The sequence below is a fragment of the Streptomyces sp. NPDC048644 genome (assembly GCF_043199105.1).
Classification (GTDB): Bacteria; Actinomycetota; Actinomycetes; order Streptomycetales; family Streptomycetaceae; genus Streptomyces.
This window is the reverse complement of record NZ_JBICVO010000007.1, coordinates 266,091-282,069: the sequence shown is the minus strand read 5'-3', so window position 1 is coordinate 282,069 and position 15,979 is coordinate 266,091. Positions and strand designations below refer to the sequence as shown.

Below are 15,979 nucleotides of genomic sequence, written 5' to 3'. Positions count from 1 at the left end.
CGGATGTTCGGGGACGACCAGGCGTCCCGGGCACTCGGCATCGCGCTGGTGGAGCACGGCGAGGGGACTGCCGTGCTCCGGATGACCGTCACCCCCGCCATGGTCAACGGGCACGGGACGGCCCACGGCGGTTACCTGTTCCTGTTCGCCGACACCGCGTTCGCCTGCGCCTGCAACAGCCACGGCCCGGTGACCGTCGCCGCTGCCGCCGACATCGACTTCGTCGCCCCCGCGCACGAAGGAGACGAACTCCGGGCGACCGCGGTGGAGCGCACCCGGTACGGCCGCAGCGGGATCTACGACGTGAGCATCAGGCGTGGGGACGAACTGATCGCGGAGTTCCGTGGCCGCAGCCGCAGTATCCCGAGCACGAAGACGAAGGAGTCGCGATGAGCAGCGAACTGACGGCCCCGGCGGCCGGGGGATCCCGTCGGGGGGAGCCGCTCCCGGACGCATTGCTGGACGACGGGGAACGGATGTCCGCGCCCGAGCTGCGCGACCACCAGCTCAGGCAGCTCCGCTGGACGCTGCGGCACGCGTACGACAACGTCGAGCTGTACCGCAAGAAGTTCGACCGCGCCGGAGTGCGGCCCGACGACTGCCGCACCCTGGAGGATCTGGCCCGTTTCCCGTTCACCACCAAGGCCGATCTGCGCGACACCTACCCCTTCGGGATGTTCGCGGTCCCCATGTCCGACGTCCGCCGCATCCACGCCTCCAGTGGCACCACCGGGGCGCCCACCGTCGTGGGCTACACCGACAACGACCTGTCGATGTGGGCCGATGTCATAGCCCGTTCCCTCCGCGCCGCCGGCTGCCGCCCCGGCGACAAGGTGCACATCTCCTACGGTTACGGCCTGTTCACCGGCGGCCTCGGCGCCCACTACGGCGCGGAGCGGGCCGGCTGCACGGTGATCCCCGCGTCCGGCGGGATGACCGCCCGGCAGGTGCAGATCATCCGGGACTTCCGGCCCGAGGTCATCATGGTCACGCCGTCCTACATGCTCACCCTCCTCGACGAGTTCGAGCGCCAGGGCATCGATCCGCGCGACAGCTCCCTCAAGATCGGCGTCTTCGGCGCCGAACCCTGGACCGAGAGCATGCGCCGCGAGATCGAGGAGCGGATGGACATCCACGCCGTGGACATCTACGGCCTCTCCGAGGTCTGCGGCCCCGGAGTGGCGCAGGAATGCGTGGACACCAAGGACGGGCTGCACATCTGGGAGGACCACTTCTACCCGGAGATCGTCCACCCGCTCGCGGACCAGGTGCTGCCCGGTGGCGAGAGCGGCGAGCTGGTCTTCACCTCCCTCACCAAAGAGGCGCTGCCGGTCGTCCGCTACCGCACGCACGACCTGACCCGGCTGCTGCCCGGCACGGTCCGCCCCGCCTTCCGCCGGATGGAGAAGATCACCGGCCGCTGCGACGACATGATCATCCTGCGCGGGGTGAACGTCTTCCCCAGCCAGATCGAGGAGATCGTGCTCCGCACCCCGGACGTCGCCCCGCACTTCCAGGTGCAGCTGAGCCGGCGTGGCCGCATGGACCACATGACCCTCCTCGTGGAGGCCCGTCCCGGCACCGGGGCCGACCGGCGCGCCGAGGCGGCCGGGGCGATCTGCAAGAGCGTCAAGGACGGCGTGGGGGTCACGGTCGAGGTGGTGGTCGTCGACCCCGAAACGCTGGAGCGCTCGGTCGGCAAGATACGCCGCATCAAGGACCTCAGGGACCGGTGAACGGCACGGCCGGGCGGCGGCCCCGTATGACGTGGACTTCCGCCGCCGTCACGGCCGGGTGCCCCAGGCGCGGGCGCGGAAGGCCGCGGGGGTCTCACCGGACAGGCGGCGGAAGAACTTGGTGAAGACCGTGGCGCCGGGGAACCCGAGCCGCTCGCCGATGGCGCTGGCGGGCAGATCGGTGTGCACCAGCAGGCGCTTGGCCTCCAGCAGGATGCGGGCGTCGATGAGCTGCTTGGCGCCGCAGCCGGCGGCGGTCCGGGTCGCGCGGGTCAGGGTGCGGACGCTGTAGCCGAGCTCCGCGGCGTAGTCCTCCACGCGGTGGGTGCGGGGGAATCCGCGCTCCACCGCCTGCTGGAAGCCGCGGAACGCCGCGCTGCCCGCCGTGTCGTCGGCCCCGCCGCCGTGCAGCTGGGCCAGCCGCAGCACCAGTACGGCGAGCAGGTGCCTGACGACCTCGATGTGCACTTCGAGCGGCAGCGCGGCAAGCCGCCGGTATTCGCTCTCCAGCAGTGCGAGGACGCTCCGCACGGCCTGCCCGTCGGCTCCGGTGGGCGTCACCGGGCGCTGCCAGGGGTGCTGGTCGACCCGGGCGGCTTCCACGGTGGCGGAGTTGAGAAATCCTGGCAGGAAGAGCACGACGGTGCCATCGGCGTCGGAGAGGCCGGAACGGTACTGGTGGATCTGGCCGGGGCGCACCCACAGCCAGTCGCCCTCGGTCAGCTCGTGCTCGGTGAAGTCCACGGCACAGCGCACCGTGCCGGACCGCACGGTGATCAATTCGTGGAAGCCCGGCCGCTTGGGCGCGTACGGATCGATGCCGTGCCCCTGCGCGCGGGCGAGCAGCCCGGGGAAGTCGAGCACCTCGGCCCCCGGCGGGGCTCCCGCGGCGGACCGGTAGGGGAGTTCCGTGACGTCCGTGTGTTGTCCGTTTCTGTCCATGGTGTGTCTTCAGCGTACGGCTTCGCGGGGTGGAACCGAACCTAGCGTGGAGGGCGGCAGCACCGGTCAAGGGCCGTAAGGCCCCGGCCGGTTGGACGCTGCCGTGGAGCCGCGCTGACCGAAAGGCGCGGCGCTCCCTGTCCCTTTTCCTCCGGAGGAGCTGACCGCTGTGCGACTGATCGTGGGCATGACTGGTGCGACGGGTGCGGTGTTCGGCATCCGCCTGCTGGAGAACCTGCGAGAGCTTCCCGGCGTCGAGACGCACCTCGTTCTCTCCCGCTGGGCCCGCACCACCATCGAGCTGGAGACCGGCCTGTCGGCGCGCGAGGTGGCAGAGCTGGCGGACGAGGTCCACCCGCCGGACGACCAGGGTGCCACCCTCTCCTCCGGCTCGTTCCGGACCGACGGGATGGTCATCGCGCCCTGCTCCATGAAGACGCTGGCCGGCATCAGGGGCGGCTACGCCGACGGTCTGGTCGCCCGCGCGGCCGACGTGACCCTCAAGGAACGCCGCCGGCTCGTCCTCGTACCGCGGGAGACCCCGCTCAGCGAGATCCACCTGGAGAACATGCTGGCGCTCTCCCGGATGGGGGTGCGGATGGTCCCGCCGATGCCCGCCTTCTACCACCACCCGGCATCCGTCGACGACATCGTCGACCACATCACGGCCCGGATCCTCGACCAGTTCGACCTCCCGGCGCCCGCCGCCGTCCGCTGGGCCGGACTGCGCGCCGCCCGCGACAACAGGCCGGCGGCCTGACCCCCGCGGCGCGCACCCCCGCACCCGCCCCCTCACTCACGGAGCACCCATGGCCTTCGACGATCTCCGCAGCTTCCTCGAAACCCTCGACCAAGAGGGCCAGTTGCTGCACGTCACCGACGAGGTGATGCCCGAGCCCGACATCGCCGCCGCGGCCAACGCCGCCGCACGCATGGGCGAGAGCGCCCCCGCCCTCTACTTCGACCGAGTCACCGGCTTCACCGACGCCCGGATCGCCATGAACGTGCACGGCTCCTGGGCCAACCACGCCCTCGCCCTCGGCCTGCCCAAGGAGACCGGCACCAAGGACCAGGTCGACGCCTTCATCCGCCGCTGGGCCGACTTCCCCGTCCCGCCGGAACGCCGCGACGACCCGCCGTGGGCCGAGCACACCATGGAAGGCGACGACGCCGACATCTTCCGGGTGCTGCCGCTGATCCGCCTCAACGACGGCGACGGCGGCTTCTACATCGACAAGGCGGCCGTCGTCTCCAAGGACCCCGACGACCCCGGCAACAGTGACAAGCAGAACGTCGGGATCTACCGCATCGAGGTCAAGGGCAGACGCCGGCTGGCCCTCCAGCCGGTCCCCATGCACGACATCGCCCAGCACCTGCACAAGGCCGAGGGAGCGGGCCAGGACCTGCCGGTCGCGATCACCCTCGGCAACGACCCGGTCATCTCCATCGTCGCGTCCACCCCGATGAAGTACGACGAGAACGAGTACGAACTGGCCGGCGCGCTGCGCGGGGCGCCCGCGCCCGTCACCGCCGCCCCGCTGACCGGCCTGCCCGTGCCGTGGGGGAGCGAGGTCGTCATCGAAGGCGTCATCGAGGGCCGCAAGCGCGAAATCGAGGGCCCGTTCGGCGAGTTCACCGGGCACTACTCCGGCGGACGCACCATGCCCGTCATCCGCATCGACAGGATCTCCCACCGCAGCAGGCCGGTCTTCGAGCACCTCTACCTCGGCATGCCCTGGACCGAGGTCGACCACCTGATAGCCGCCAGCACCTGCGTGCCGCTGTACCAGCAGCTCAAGAAGGACTTCCCCGAGGTCCAGGCGGTCAACGCGATGTACACCCACGGCCTCGTCGTCATCGTCTCCACCAAGAAGCGCTACGGCGGCTTCGCCAAGGCCGTCGGCCTGCGGGTGCTGACCACCCCGCACGGCCTGGGTTACGCCGCCACCGTCATCGTCGTCGACGAGGACGTGGACCCCTTCGACCTGCCCCAGGTCATGTGGGCCCTGTCCACCAAGATGAACCCCGCGGGCGACCTCATCCAGATCCCCAACCTGCCCGTCCTGGAACTGGCCCCGCAGGCGGTGACACCCGGCATCGTCGACAAACTCGTCATCGACGCCACCACACCCGTGGCCCCCGACCGCCGCGGCAACTACGGCAACCAGGTCCACGACCTGCCGGAGACCGCCGCCTGGCTCGAACGCCTCCGGCAGCTCGCCGCCCGCCGCTGAACTCCCCGGCGGCCACCGCCCGTCCGGCCTCTCACGCAAGGAACCGGCCCCCTCACGCAAGGGAACCGCACCATGTCCGCACCCGCCACGGTCTGCCCGCGCTGCGCGCACCCGGCCGTCGAGAACGTCTTCACCTCACCCGTGCCCGGCGCCTGGGACGTCCTCCAGTGCCGGCAGTGCCTCTACATGTGGCGCACCGGCGAACCCGCCAGGCGCACCCGCCGCGACTGCTACCCCGACCGCTTCAAGATGACCCGCGCCGACATCGAAGGCGCCATCAAAATCCCGGCCGTGCCACCGCTGCGCGAGCCCACGGGCTGAGCCGTGCGCCGGGCGTCCTTCGGAGCGCCCGCCTCACTGCCCGAAGAGCCGCCGGAGTGCGGGACCGGCGTCCTCACCGCCGCGGATCGCCTCGACGACGGCCTGGTGGAACGTGCGGCTGGCCTCCTCCGACGGGCACGGCACGGGGCTGCCCACCATCGTGAACCAGTCCGCCCCGCCCGTGTACTGCGCCGCCACGTGGGCCTGCCCGTCCGACCACGTCGTGTGCACGGTCAGGTCGCCGTCGATCACGCCGCCCTCCACAGTGCGCACCGCGCCTGGTTGCGCGTGAATCCCGACGGTGGTCCAGGATGCCCAGGTCATGGAACTCCCCCTCGCTGACGGGGGCACCGGCCGGCGGCCGGGCGTGGTTCCTCAAGTCTGGCACCGGCGGCCGTTCGGCGCAGTGCGTCGCCTGGAGGCCGGGCCGCGCACGCTCAGCGCCGGACCGGATCCGGCGGCAGATACGCGCGCCAGGCCCAGGCGGAACCGGGCAGCGGCGGCAGGTCCACCGGCCGCCAGGCGCGGGCGAAGGGCGGCGGCCGGGCGCCCGCAGGCGCGATCACGGCCACCGGCATCCGGCGCGCGACGGCCTCCAGACCGGCCGGTGTGCTGCTCCTGTCGTGGCCGCCGGTCTGCCGGGAAGCGCAGCCGGCGTAGTACGCGAGGGGCACGGCCCGCTCGCCGCTGAGCGTGCACGGCGCCCGGATCCCGAGCCGGTGCAGCGCCGCGGCAGCCTGCGCGTAGGCAAGGCCCGTGGAGCGGCTGCCGGACGCGACGCGGCCGAGCACCTGGAACTGCACGCCGAGATGCCAGGCCAGCGCGACGGCGAGCACCGCACCGCACACCGCCCGCCGCACCGGCCGGCCCGCGGCGGTGCACAGGTGCACGACGCAGACCGCGACGGGCAGCGCCAGCAGCGCGTAGACCGGCAGCAGGAACCGGGGCGCGGCATAGCCGATCAGGAACAGGTAGGGGAAGGCCAGGGACGCCGCCACCGCGCAGGGCAGCACGACGGCCGCCGTCCGGTGTGCCCGGATCCCGGCCCGTACGCCACCGGCCGCGAGCAGCGGCAGCACGCACCACCACACGGCGGTGTACGGCGCGTCCCACGGCACGTCACAGGGCCGGCACAGAGTGTGCCCGGCCAGCGCCCGCACCTGGTCGTCGACGGCGAACTGCCAGCCGATGCCGCCCTGGATCTCACCGGCCCGGTGCAGCCGCGCGACCGGGCCCCCGTACCGCGTGTACGCCTCCACGATCCAGGACGCGCCGCCCACCAGCAGCCCGGCCGGGAGCGCGACGACCAGGGCCCGGCGGCGCAGGGCGGGCATCAGCAGGACGGCGACGGCGGCGGGCAGGGCCAGCCACAGCCCGTCGGCCGGCCGCATCAGCGTCACCACGGCCAGCGACCCGGCCACCCCTGCGGGCGCCGCCCGGTCGCCGGGGCCGCCACAGGCGCGCACCAGGTAGCCGGCAGCGGCCAGCGCCCCCAGGGCGCACCAGAGGTTCGGCATGGCCGCCGAGCCGTAGAACACGGTGGGCCACAGCCCGGCGAACAGGGCGCCGGCGCAGGCGAGTACCGGCGGGGCGAAGACCTTCCGCCACACCCACAGGGCGCCGAACAGTCCGGCCGACGACAGCACGGCGAGGTAGACCCGCAGCGCCGTCGTCGACGTGGTCAGGGCGGCGACCGGCGCCACCAGATAGGAGACACCGCGGGCCCGGGGCGCGCTGAAGAACGCGGCGGGCGCCTGGTGGCCGACCTGGCTGACGTAGACCGTCTCGTCCCAGCCCAGCTCCGAACCCGGTACCACCACGGCCAGTTGGACCAGGGCGAAGACGACGGCGACCGCGGCCGGCCACGGTGCGGCGCGGGCGGCACGGGAGCGCGCTCCGGGCGGGCCCGCGGGCCGCAGCGGACGCGGCGCCAGGCGTTCGTGCATGGCCGCTCCTCGCCGGGGCCCGGCCGTTCATCGGGTCGTCAGGGAGCCCCACGCTGCCCGAGGCGCGCGGGGCGGGCCAGCGCGCGGCTGCCATTGGGAGTAGCCGCGCGCCGGGGGAGGGCGGGGACGGCAGCCGGGTCGCGGGCGCTTTGGGCAGGTCAGGCGCCTGCCGCGCGTCAGGGATGCGTGAAGGCGGCGCCTGCTCGCGCCAAGAATCCGCAAGGGGCCGGGCTCCGGCGCCGCGGGCGGCACACGCTGGGCCGACCCGCACAGAAGGAGCTCCGCCCGATGTCCGTGCCGACCACCGAGGCCGTGCCGCCACCCGATCCCGAACCGTCACGCCCCGCCCCGCCGTTGCCGTCGCCCGGTGCTGCGGCCCGTACCGCGCCGGTGGCCGATCCGGGCGCGCGGCACCGGCTCACCGCGATCACCGGCCTGGCGGCGCTCTCGCTGGACGCGATGGCATCGGTGGCGTACGGGCCCGAGGCCATCGCCCTGGTCCTGGCCGCCGCGGGCGCCCGCGGGCTCGGCTTCACCCTGCCGGTCACCGTCGCGATCGTCGTACTCCTCGCGGTGCTGGTCGCCTCCTACCGGCAGGTCATCGCCGCGTTCCCGGACGGCGGCGGCAGTTACGCGGTCGCCACCGCCTACCTGGGGCGCCGGGCAGGACTGGTGGCCGCCGCCTCGCTCGTCCTCGACTACGTGCTCAACGCCGCGGTGGCAGTCACCGCCGGTGTCGCGGCCCTGACCTCCGCCTTTCCCGCCCTGTACGACGACCGCCAGTGGCTCTGCCTGGCCGTGCTCGCGGTCATCACCGCGCTGAACCTGCGCGGGATCGCCGACTCGGCGCGTGCCTTCGTCCTGCCCACCGTCGTCTTCGTCGGCTCGATCCTGGTGCTGATCGTCGTCGGCCTGTTCCGCAGCCACCCGGTGAGCATGGAGTCGGCCGCGGGGCACGCGCCGGTGCTCACCGGCGACGCGGCGTCGGTCGGCGCCCTGCTCCTGCTGAAGGCGTTCGCCTCCGGCTGTTCGGCGCTGACCGGGGTCGAGGCCATCGCCAACGCCGTGCCGTCCTTCCGCGCCCCGGCCGCCCGCCGGGCCCGTCGGGCCGAGGCCGCGCTCGGGGCGCTGCTGGGTGTCATGCTGATCGGCCTGTCGGTGCTGATCTCCCGCTTCTCGCTCCAGCCGGCCGAGGGCGTCACCGTACTCGCGCAGCTCGCGGACGCGTCACTGGGTCACCACACCGCCTTCTACATCGTGCAGTTCGCGACCACCGCGCTGCTCGCGCTGTCCGCGAACACGTCCTTCGGCGGGCTGCCTGTGCTGCTGAAGCTGCTCGCACGTGACCACTATCTGCCGCATGTCTTCGGCCTGCGCGCGGACCGGCAGGTGCACCGACACGGCGTCCTGGCCCTGGCGCTGGTCGCCGCGGGGCTGCTGGTGCTGTCCGGCGGCGACACCCGCACCCTCGTACCGCTCTTCGCGATCGGCGTGTTCGTCGGCTTCACCCTCGCCCAGGCGGGCATGGTCCGCCACTGGCAGCGGGTGCGCGGCCCGCGGTGGGCGGGCAAGGCGTTGCTGAACGGGTTCGGCGCCCTGCTCACCGGCGTCAGCGCCGTCGTCGTCACCGCCACCAAACTCCCCGACGGCGCCTGGCTGATCGTCCTCGCCCTGCCCTCCCTGGTGGCGGTCTTCGCGCTGATCCGCCGCGCCTACGACCGGATCGGCGAGCGGATCGGTGTGGGCCGGATCCCCGGACCTCCGTGCCGGGAGCGCTCGTTGGTGGTCGTACCGGTCTCCTCGCTGACCCGCCTCACCCGTGACGCGCTGTCCGCCGCCGTCTCGATGGGCGAAGAGGTCCACGCCGTCACGGTCGCCCACACCGACGCCGACGACCGGGCGGGGGCCGCGGCGCTGGAGGCGGACTGGGCGCGCTGGAGCCCCGGTGTCCCGCTGCTGCGGCTGTACTCCGACCGCCGGGACCTGGGGCGCCCCATCGCCGCGTACGTCAGGGACCTGGGCGCCGCCCACCCCACCGCCCGGATCACCGTCCTGATCCCCGAGACCGAACCGGCGCGGCCGTGGCAGCGGCTGCTGCACAACCAGCGCGGCGCGGTGGTCGCCCGTGCCGTACGCCGTGGCACGAACGCGGGGATCTGCCGGTTGCGGCTGCGGAGTTGAGGGACGGCGGCCGTCCGGAAAGAGGGGTGCGGGCCGCCGAGATCACCAAGGGGGGTGGACTTACTAGGACGTCCAACTATATGTTCATGGACAAGCCCGCGGTGCAGGGAAGCCGGTGTGAATCCGGCGCGGTCCCGCCACTGTGACCGGGGAGTTCGTCCTCGCAGGACACGCCACTGACGAGCCAGATGTCGGGAAGGCACGAGGACGGGCGCTGATCCGGGAGTCAGGATACCGGCCGCGGGGTGTTCCGTGTTGTCCACGAGGATGGAGCAGACACGCATGGCACCGGTGCGTACCCACGACCCTGGTGATCCGGCGCACCCGGCGGCACTCCCCGCCCGGTGACGGTTCTTCGCCCCCGCGTTCCAGCCGTTCCGGCGGCGCGCCCACCCGCGCCCGCCGCCGGACCGCTCTGCGCCATCCCCGGATCTCACCTGACGAGAGCAGGCATCCATGGTCCGTGAACTGACCCACTTCATCGGCGGCAAGCACCTCCCGGGAACCTCGGGCGCCCACGCCGACGTGTACGACCCCAACACCGGTCGCGTGCAGGCGAGGACGCCGCTGGCCGACCGCGCCGAGACCGAGGCGGCCATCGCCGACGCGGCACGGGCCCAGCAGACGTGGGGCGAATGGAACCCGCAGCGCCGCGCCCGCGTCCTGCTGCGGTTCCTCCAACTCGTCGACGCCGAGAAGGACTCACTCGCCCGGCTGCTGTCATCCGAACACGGCAAGACCGTCCCCGACGCGCACGGCGACATCCAACGCGGCCTGGAGGTCGTCGAGTTCGCGGCCGGCATCCCGCACCTGCTCAAGGGCGAGTTCAGCGACAACGCGGGCAGCGGCATCGACGTCCACTCGCTGCGCCGCCCGCTCGGCGTCACCGCCGGCATCACCCCGTTCAACTTCCCCGCGATGATTCCGCTCTGGAAGGCCGCCCCAGCAATCGCCTGCGGCAACTCCTTCGTGCTCAAGCCGTCCGAACGCGACCCGTCGGTACCGCTGCGGCTCGCCGAACTCTTCCTGGAGGCGGGCCTGCCGCCCGGTGTGCTCAACGTCGTCAACGGCGGCAAGGAGGCGGTGGACACCCTCGTGAAGGATCCGCGCGTCCAGGCGCTCGGCTTCGTCGGATCCACGCCCGTCGCCGCGCACCTCTACGCCGCTGCCGCCGCGCAGGGCAAGCGCGCCCAGTGCTTCGGCGGCGCCAAGAACCACCTGATCGTGATGCCGGACGCGGACCTCGACCAGGCCGTCGAGGCGCTGATCGGCGCCGGATTCGGCTCTGCGGGGGAGCGCTGCATGGCGATCTCCGTCGCCGTACCGGTGGGGGAGGAGACCGCCGACGCGCTGGTCGCCCGGCTCAAGGAACGGATCGCCTCCCTGCGCATCGGCACGTCCGACGACCCGGACGCCGACTTCGGCCCGCTGGTCTGCAGGGAAGCCGTCGACCGGGTCCGCGAATACGTCGCGTCCGGCGTCCGGGAAGGAGCCGAACTCGTCGTCGACGGGCGGGACTTCAGCCTCCCGGGACACGAGGACGGCTTCTTCGCCGGCGCCTCGCTCTTCGACCGCGTCACCCCGGCCATGCGGATCTACCAGGAAGAGATCTTCGGCCCCGTCCTGTCCGTCGTACGCGCCGCCGACTACGAGGAGGCGCTGCGGCTCCCCACCGAGCACCCCTACGGCAACGGCGTCGCGATCTTCACCAGGGACGGCGACACCGCGCGGGACTTCACCCGCCGGGTGGAGACCGGCATGATCGGGGTCAACGTCCCCATCCCGGTGCCCGTCGCCTACCACACCTTCGGCGGCTGGAAGCGCTCCGGATTCGGCGACCTCAACCAGCACGGACCGGACGCCATCCGCTTCTACACCCGCACCAAGACCGTCACCTCGCGCTGGCCGTCAGGGGTCAAGGAAAGCGCGAACTTCACCCTGCCGACCATGGGATGAGCGCCGTGACGACCTCCCTGACCGCAGACCAACTCGCCCTCCACCAGGTCACCCTGGACTTCGCGGCGGAACACCTCGCCCCGCACGCCGTCGCCTGGGACCAGGACAAACACTTCCCGCTCGACGTCATCGGCAAGGCGGCAGGACTCGGGCTCGGCGGTGTCTACGTCCGCGAGGAATCCGGCGGCTCCGGGCTCTCCCGCACCGACGGCGTCCTGATCTTCGAAGCGCTGGCCACCGGCTGCCCCTCCATCGCCGGCTATCTCTCCATCCACAACATGGTCGCCTGGATGATCGACCACTACGGCGACGCGGCCCAGCGCGCCGGCCGGCTGCCCGGACTCCTCTCCCTCGACGAACCGGCCAGCTACTGCCTGACCGAACCCGGCGCGGGCTCCGACGCCGCAGCCCTGCGCACCCGCGCCGTACCCGACGGCGACGGCTATGTGCTGACCGGCGTGAAACAGTTCATCTCCGGTGCCGGTGCCTCCCACCTCTACCTCGTGATGGCCCGCACCGGAGGCGAAGGACCCCGCGGCATCTCCGCCTTCCTCGTCGAACGGGACGACCCCGGCCTGTCGTTCGGGACCAATGAGAAGAAGATGGGCTGGAACGCCCAGCCGACCCGCCAGGTGATCCTCGACGGTGTCAGGCTGCCCGCGGGCCGCAGGCTCGGCGCGGAGGGCGACGGCTTCCGGATCGCCATGAACGGCCTCAACGGCGGCCGGCTCGGCATCGCGGCCTGCTCGCTCGGCGGCGCCCAGAGCGCCCTGGACCGCAGTCTGACCCACCTCGCGGACCGGGAGGCGTTCGGCGCGCGGCTGCTGGACGCGCAGGCGCTCCAGTTCCGGCTCGCCGACATGGCGACCGAACTGTCGGCGGCCCGTGCCCTGCTGCACCAGGCCGCGCAGGCGCTGGACCGCGGCGACGCACAGGCGCCCCAACTGTGCGCGATGGCCAAGCGGTTCGCCACCGACACCGGCTACTCCGTCGCCGACCGCGCGCTCCAACTGCACGGCGGATACGGCTACTTGGCCGAGTACGGCATCGAGAAGATCGTCCGGGACCTCCGCGTCCACCAAATCCTGGAAGGAACCAACGAGATCATGCGCCTCATCGTGGCCCGCGGTCTGACAGGGGCCGCCCGATGACCCGCGGCACCCACCCGGACGACACGGTCCTGCTGCACACCCAAGGGCGCGCCGGATACCTCGTACTCAACCGCCCCAAGGCCCTCAACTCCCTCACCCACGACATGGTCGGCCGCATCGACGACACGCTCACCCTTTGGGAGAAGGACCCGGCGATCGAAACCGTCGTGATCAGCGGCGCCGGTGACCGCGGCCTGTGCGCGGGCGGCGACATCCGCGCCATCCACGACGACGCGCGCACCGGCGGCACCGCGTCCGCCGGGTTCTGGCGCGACGAATACCGCCTCAACGCCCGCATCGCCCGCTACCCCAAGCCCTACGTCGCCCTCATGGACGGCATCGTGATGGGCGGCGGCGTCGGGATCTCCGCGCACGGCAGCGTGCGGATCGTCACCGAACGCTCCCGGATCGCCATGCCCGAGACCGGCATCGGCTTCGTCCCCGACGTCGGCGGCACCTACCTGCTGGCGCTGGCACCGGGCCGGCTGGGCACCCACCTCGCCCTCACCGGTACGCCGGTCGGCGCCGCGGACGCCCTGCGGTGCGGGCTCGCCGACCACTTCGTCCCGGCGGACCGGCTGACCGCCCTCGGTGCGGACCTCGCCGACGCGCCGGTGCGGGAGGTCCTGCCGCGGTACGTCGCCGAACCGCCGGCCGGCGTGCTCGACGGCGCGCGGCACTGGATCGACCACTGCTACGCGGCCGACACCGTCGAGGAGATCCACGCCCGGCTGCTCGGCAGCGGCGAGCCCGAGGCCGAACGGGCCGCCGCCGCCCTGCGCACCAAGTCGCCCACCTCGCTGAAGATCACCCTGCGCGCGCTGCGCGAGGCCCCGGGGCTCGGCCCTCTGGAACGAGTCCTGGAACAGGAGTACCGCATCGCGTGCGCCCTGCTGGGCTCCGCCGACCTGGTCGAGGGCATCCGCGCCCAGGTCATCGACAAGGACCGCGACCCGCACTGGTCGCCGCCCACCATCGAAGAGGTCACCGAGGCGGACGTGGACCGGTACTTCACGGCACCCGACGCCGGCGGCCTCGCCCTCACCACCGCGCACGCACCCCAGGAGGTGCCCTGGTGAACACCGTCATCGCCGTCATCGGGCTCGGCCACATGGGCGGCCCGATGGCCGCCAACCTCGCCGCGGCAGGCCACCGCGTCCTCGGGTTCGACCTGCTGCCCGCATCCCTCGCGACCGCGGTGGAACACGGCGTCGAAGCGGCGCCGACCGCAGCCGAGGCCGCCGCGCAGGCGGACGTGGTGCTCACGATGCTGCCCACCGGGCGGCACGTACTCGGCGTCTACCAGGACGGCGGACTGCTCGCCGCCGCCCGCCCCGGCACGCTGTTCATCGACTGCTCCACCATCGACGTCGCCGACGCCCGCGCCGCCCACGCAGCGGCGACCGGGGCAGGCCACACGGCACTGGACGCGCCGGTCTCGGGCGGAGAGGCCGGCGCGCGGGCCGGCACCCTCACCTTCATGGCCGGCGGCAGCGACGAGGCGTTCGCACGGGCCGAACCGCTGCTGTCCGTCATGGGGAAGAAGGCCGTGCACTGCGGCGCGGCGGGCGCCGGGCAGGCCGCGAAGATCTGCAACAACATGATCCTCGGCATCTCGATGATCGCGGTCGGCGAGGCGTTCGTCCTGGGCGAGAGCCTCGGCCTGTCCCACCAGGCGCTCTTCGACGTGGCCTCCACCGCGTCAGGACAGTGCTGGGCGCTGAGCGTCAACTGCCCGGTGCCAGGCCCCGTCCCTGCCAGCCCCGCCAACCACGACTACCGGCCCGGATTCGCCGCCCCGCTGATGGCCAAGGACCTCCAACTCGCCGCCAACGCCGTCAGGGACGGCGGCGTCCAGGCCGAACTCGGCCTGCGCGCCGCCCAGTTGTACGCGGAGTTCGCCGAAGGCCGGGGAGCGGCCGACGACTTCTCCGCCATCATCCGGACGATCAGGCAGCGGTCGTCGTCCGCACAGCCCGAAGAGAACGGACCCGACGCATGACCGACACCACCGCGGCCACGTACGAGACCCTCCGCGTCGAACGCAGGGGCCGCACCGCGCTGCTCACCCTCGACCGGCCGAAGGCACTCAACGCGCTCAACCTCCAGGTCATGAACGAGGTGGTCGAGGCGGCCGAGACACTCGACCGGGATCCGGACATCGGCTGCCTCGTCCTGACCGGCTCGCCCAAGGCGTTCGCCGCGGGCGCCGACATCAAGGAGATGCGCCCGCAGAGCTATATGGACATGTACCTCAGCGACTGGTTCACCGCCTGGGACCGGCTCGGCAGGCTCCGCACGCCGACCGTCGCCGCGGTCGCCGGCTACGCCCTGGGCGGCGGCTGCGAGTTGGCGATGCTCTGCGACATCCTGCTCGCCGCCGACACCGCCGTCTTCGGCCAGCCCGAGATCAAGCTGGGGGTGATCCCCGGCATCGGCGGCTCCCAGCGGCTGACCCGCGCCGTCGGCAAGGCCAAGGCGATGGAACTGTGCCTGACCGGCCGGACGATGGACGCCGAAGAGGCGGAGCGGGCCGGCCTGGTCTCCCGGATCGTCCCCGCCGACGACCTGCTCACCGAGGCGCTTTCGGTCGCCGGGACGGTGGCCGCCATGTCGGCGCCGGTGGCCATGATGGCCAAGGAAGCCGTCGACCGGGCCTTCGAGACGACGCTGACCGAAGGCGTCCGCTTCGAACGGAGGCTCTTCCACGCGGTGTTCGCGACCGCCGACCAGAAGGAAGGCATGACGGCGTTCACGGAGAAGCGCCCGCCGGAGTTCACCCACCGGTGAGCGCCCACCGGTGAGTGCCCGCCCGTGACCGGCCCCGGGACGACGGCGTCGCACCGTCCGCCCCGGGGCCGCACGGGCGCCCCGGGACGGTCCGCGGCCGGGTGCCGCATTCACTCCGGTGGCCGCGCGGGGGAGGCGGCGGCGCGGCGCCCGGGGCACAGAAGGGACATGAGTGAAGACAGGCAGGACCCCGACGGTCCGGACCCGCGGCACCGGCGCCCCGAAGGCGTCAGCGACGCCACCGTGCAGGCACTGGGCACGCTGTCGGAAGCGCTGGAAACCGTGGAACGGGCCAGGGGGCACCTCTACGAGTTCCACCAGCTGACCGGCGGCGCCGACCTCACGCTGGGCAGGAGCGTGCAGCAACTGCACGCGGCGGGACACCCGGAGCTGGCGGACCTGATCGAGCGGGAGCTGGTGGGACGCAACGTCATCCCCGGCCGCTGGACGTTCCAGATCGTCGAGGAGTACAACGCCACCTACTACCGGCCCTTCGCCGAGATCGAGCGGCGGGCGCGGCAGGAACTCGCCGACGGCAAGGAGCATCTGCACGAGGCCGAGATGAAGGAGTGCCGCCGCACCCCGGGCCATCCCGACCACCGGGCGACGCCCTGAGCCGGTCCACCGTCGCGGAAACCTGGTTTCGGCGGCCCCCCGCCGGGCACCCGCAGCAGCGATCGGCCGCTCGGCGGGAGACGGAGCCCGGTGCGGCCGGGTGACGG

The 15,979-nt window shown here is 72.7% G+C and carries 15 protein-coding genes and 1 riboswitch; of the genes, 12 read left to right on the top strand and 3 right to left on the bottom strand.

Going from position 1 to position 15,979, the window contains the following annotated elements:
- Positions 1-3: 3 nt before the first annotated feature.
- Positions 4-393, top strand: a complete 390-nt coding sequence (gene paaI, locus ACGFNI_RS18430) for a hydroxyphenylacetyl-CoA thioesterase PaaI (RefSeq protein WP_393685237.1) — start codon at positions 4-6, stop codon at positions 391-393.
- Positions 390-1,736 carry a phenylacetate--CoA ligase PaaK gene (gene paaK, locus ACGFNI_RS18425; protein ID WP_393684956.1) on the top strand — a complete coding sequence of 449 codons (1,347 nt, stop codon included), beginning with the start codon at positions 390-392 and terminating at the stop codon, positions 1,734-1,736. The genes paaI and paaK overlap by 4 nt, the downstream gene beginning before the upstream one ends.
- Positions 1,737-1,784: 48 nt before the next feature.
- Here the strand turns inward: paaK and ACGFNI_RS18420 are convergent, their stop codons facing one another.
- Positions 1,785-2,678 carry an AraC family transcriptional regulator gene (locus tag ACGFNI_RS18420; protein ID WP_393684954.1) on the bottom strand — a complete coding sequence of 298 codons (894 nt, stop codon included), beginning with the start codon at positions 2,676-2,678 and terminating at the stop codon, positions 1,785-1,787.
- Between the two features lie 169 nt (positions 2,679-2,847).
- Between ACGFNI_RS18420 and ACGFNI_RS18415 the strand changes: the two genes are divergently transcribed.
- From ACGFNI_RS18415 to ACGFNI_RS18405, 3 genes are all read left to right on the top strand, one after another.
- Positions 2,848-3,438: a non-oxidative hydroxyarylic acid decarboxylases subunit B gene (locus tag ACGFNI_RS18415; protein WP_393684953.1), complete on the top strand. Its 591-nt coding sequence runs from the start codon at positions 2,848-2,850 to the stop codon at positions 3,436-3,438.
- A gap of 49 nt (positions 3,439-3,487) precedes the next feature.
- Positions 3,488-4,912: a non-oxidative hydroxyarylic acid decarboxylases subunit C gene (locus ACGFNI_RS18410; RefSeq protein WP_393684951.1), complete on the top strand. Its 1,425-nt coding sequence runs from the start codon at positions 3,488-3,490 to the stop codon at positions 4,910-4,912.
- Between the two features lie 72 nt (positions 4,913-4,984).
- A complete protein-coding gene (locus ACGFNI_RS18405; RefSeq protein WP_393684950.1) occupies positions 4,985-5,233 on the top strand; it encodes a non-oxidative hydroxyarylic acid decarboxylases subunit D in 249 nt (82 codons plus the stop codon).
- A 33-nt stretch (positions 5,234-5,266) separates the two neighbouring features.
- Here the strand turns inward: ACGFNI_RS18405 and ACGFNI_RS18400 are convergent, their stop codons facing one another.
- The gene (locus ACGFNI_RS18400) at positions 5,267-5,557 is read right to left on the bottom strand and encodes a hypothetical protein (protein WP_393684948.1); all 291 of its coding nucleotides are present in this window, start codon (positions 5,555-5,557) and stop codon (positions 5,267-5,269) included.
- 113 nt (positions 5,558-5,670) lie between these two features.
- Entirely contained in the window at positions 5,671-7,179 is a 1,509-nt protein-coding gene (locus ACGFNI_RS18395) for a hypothetical protein (protein WP_393684947.1), read from the bottom strand.
- Between the two features lie 288 nt (positions 7,180-7,467).
- On the opposite strand from ACGFNI_RS18395, the gene ACGFNI_RS18390 reads away from it, so the two are divergent.
- The 7 genes from ACGFNI_RS18390 to ACGFNI_RS18360 all read left to right on the top strand — a co-directional run bounded on the left by ACGFNI_RS18390 (position 7,468) and on the right by ACGFNI_RS18360 (position 15,872).
- Positions 7,468-9,360 carry an APC family permease gene (locus ACGFNI_RS18390; protein WP_393684945.1) on the top strand — a complete coding sequence of 631 codons (1,893 nt, stop codon included), beginning with the start codon at positions 7,468-7,470 and terminating at the stop codon, positions 9,358-9,360.
- An 82-nt stretch (positions 9,361-9,442) separates the two neighbouring features.
- A riboswitch (cobalamin riboswitch) is annotated at positions 9,443-9,618 on the top strand.
- 198 nt (positions 9,619-9,816) lie between these two features.
- A complete protein-coding gene (locus tag ACGFNI_RS18385) occupies positions 9,817-11,316 on the top strand; it encodes a CoA-acylating methylmalonate-semialdehyde dehydrogenase (protein WP_393684943.1) in 1,500 nt (499 codons plus the stop codon).
- Positions 11,313-12,467, top strand: a complete 1,155-nt coding sequence (locus ACGFNI_RS18380; RefSeq protein ID WP_393684941.1) for an acyl-CoA dehydrogenase family protein — start codon at positions 11,313-11,315, stop codon at positions 12,465-12,467. The genes ACGFNI_RS18385 and ACGFNI_RS18380 overlap by 4 nt, the downstream gene beginning before the upstream one ends.
- Positions 12,464-13,546 carry an enoyl-CoA hydratase/isomerase family protein gene (locus tag ACGFNI_RS18375; protein ID WP_393684939.1) on the top strand — a complete coding sequence of 361 codons (1,083 nt, stop codon included), beginning with the start codon at positions 12,464-12,466 and terminating at the stop codon, positions 13,544-13,546. Before ACGFNI_RS18380 ends, ACGFNI_RS18375 begins: the two co-directional genes overlap by 4 nt.
- A complete protein-coding gene (mmsB, locus tag ACGFNI_RS18370) occupies positions 13,543-14,469 on the top strand; it encodes a 3-hydroxyisobutyrate dehydrogenase (protein WP_393684937.1) in 927 nt (308 codons plus the stop codon). Before ACGFNI_RS18375 ends, mmsB begins: the two co-directional genes overlap by 4 nt.
- The gene (locus ACGFNI_RS18365; RefSeq protein ID WP_393684936.1) at positions 14,466-15,257 is read left to right on the top strand and encodes an enoyl-CoA hydratase; all 792 of its coding nucleotides are present in this window, start codon (positions 14,466-14,468) and stop codon (positions 15,255-15,257) included. The genes mmsB and ACGFNI_RS18365 overlap by 4 nt, the downstream gene beginning before the upstream one ends.
- Before the next feature lie 168 nt (positions 15,258-15,425).
- Entirely contained in the window at positions 15,426-15,872 is a 447-nt protein-coding gene (locus ACGFNI_RS18360; RefSeq protein WP_393684934.1) for a hypothetical protein, read from the top strand.
- Positions 15,873-15,979: the final 107 nt, after the last annotated feature.

Coding starts and splice junctions, on each gene's coding strand:
- paaI (WP_393685237.1), top strand. CDS start 4: ATGTTCGGGGACGACCAGGCGTCCCGGGCACTCGGCATCGCGCTGGTG.
- paaK (WP_393684956.1), top strand. CDS start 390: ATGAGCAGCGAACTGACGGCCCCGGCGGCCGGGGGATCCCGTCGGGGG.
- ACGFNI_RS18420 (WP_393684954.1), bottom strand. CDS start 2,678: ATGGACAGAAACGGACAACACACGGACGTCACGGAACTCCCCTACCGG.
- ACGFNI_RS18410 (WP_393684951.1), top strand. CDS start 3,488: ATGGCCTTCGACGATCTCCGCAGCTTCCTCGAAACCCTCGACCAAGAG.
- ACGFNI_RS18405 (WP_393684950.1), top strand. CDS start 4,985: ATGTCCGCACCCGCCACGGTCTGCCCGCGCTGCGCGCACCCGGCCGTC.
- ACGFNI_RS18400 (WP_393684948.1), bottom strand. CDS start 5,557: ATGACCTGGGCATCCTGGACCACCGTCGGGATTCACGCGCAACCAGGC.
- ACGFNI_RS18395 (WP_393684947.1), bottom strand. CDS start 7,179: ATGCACGAACGCCTGGCGCCGCGTCCGCTGCGGCCCGCGGGCCCGCCC.
- ACGFNI_RS18390 (WP_393684945.1), top strand. CDS start 7,468: ATGTCCGTGCCGACCACCGAGGCCGTGCCGCCACCCGATCCCGAACCG.
- ACGFNI_RS18385 (WP_393684943.1), top strand. CDS start 9,817: ATGGTCCGTGAACTGACCCACTTCATCGGCGGCAAGCACCTCCCGGGA.
- ACGFNI_RS18380 (WP_393684941.1), top strand. CDS start 11,313: ATGAGCGCCGTGACGACCTCCCTGACCGCAGACCAACTCGCCCTCCAC.
- ACGFNI_RS18375 (WP_393684939.1), top strand. CDS start 12,464: ATGACCCGCGGCACCCACCCGGACGACACGGTCCTGCTGCACACCCAA.
- ACGFNI_RS18365 (WP_393684936.1), top strand. CDS start 14,466: ATGACCGACACCACCGCGGCCACGTACGAGACCCTCCGCGTCGAACGC.
- ACGFNI_RS18360 (WP_393684934.1), top strand. CDS start 15,426: ATGAGTGAAGACAGGCAGGACCCCGACGGTCCGGACCCGCGGCACCGG.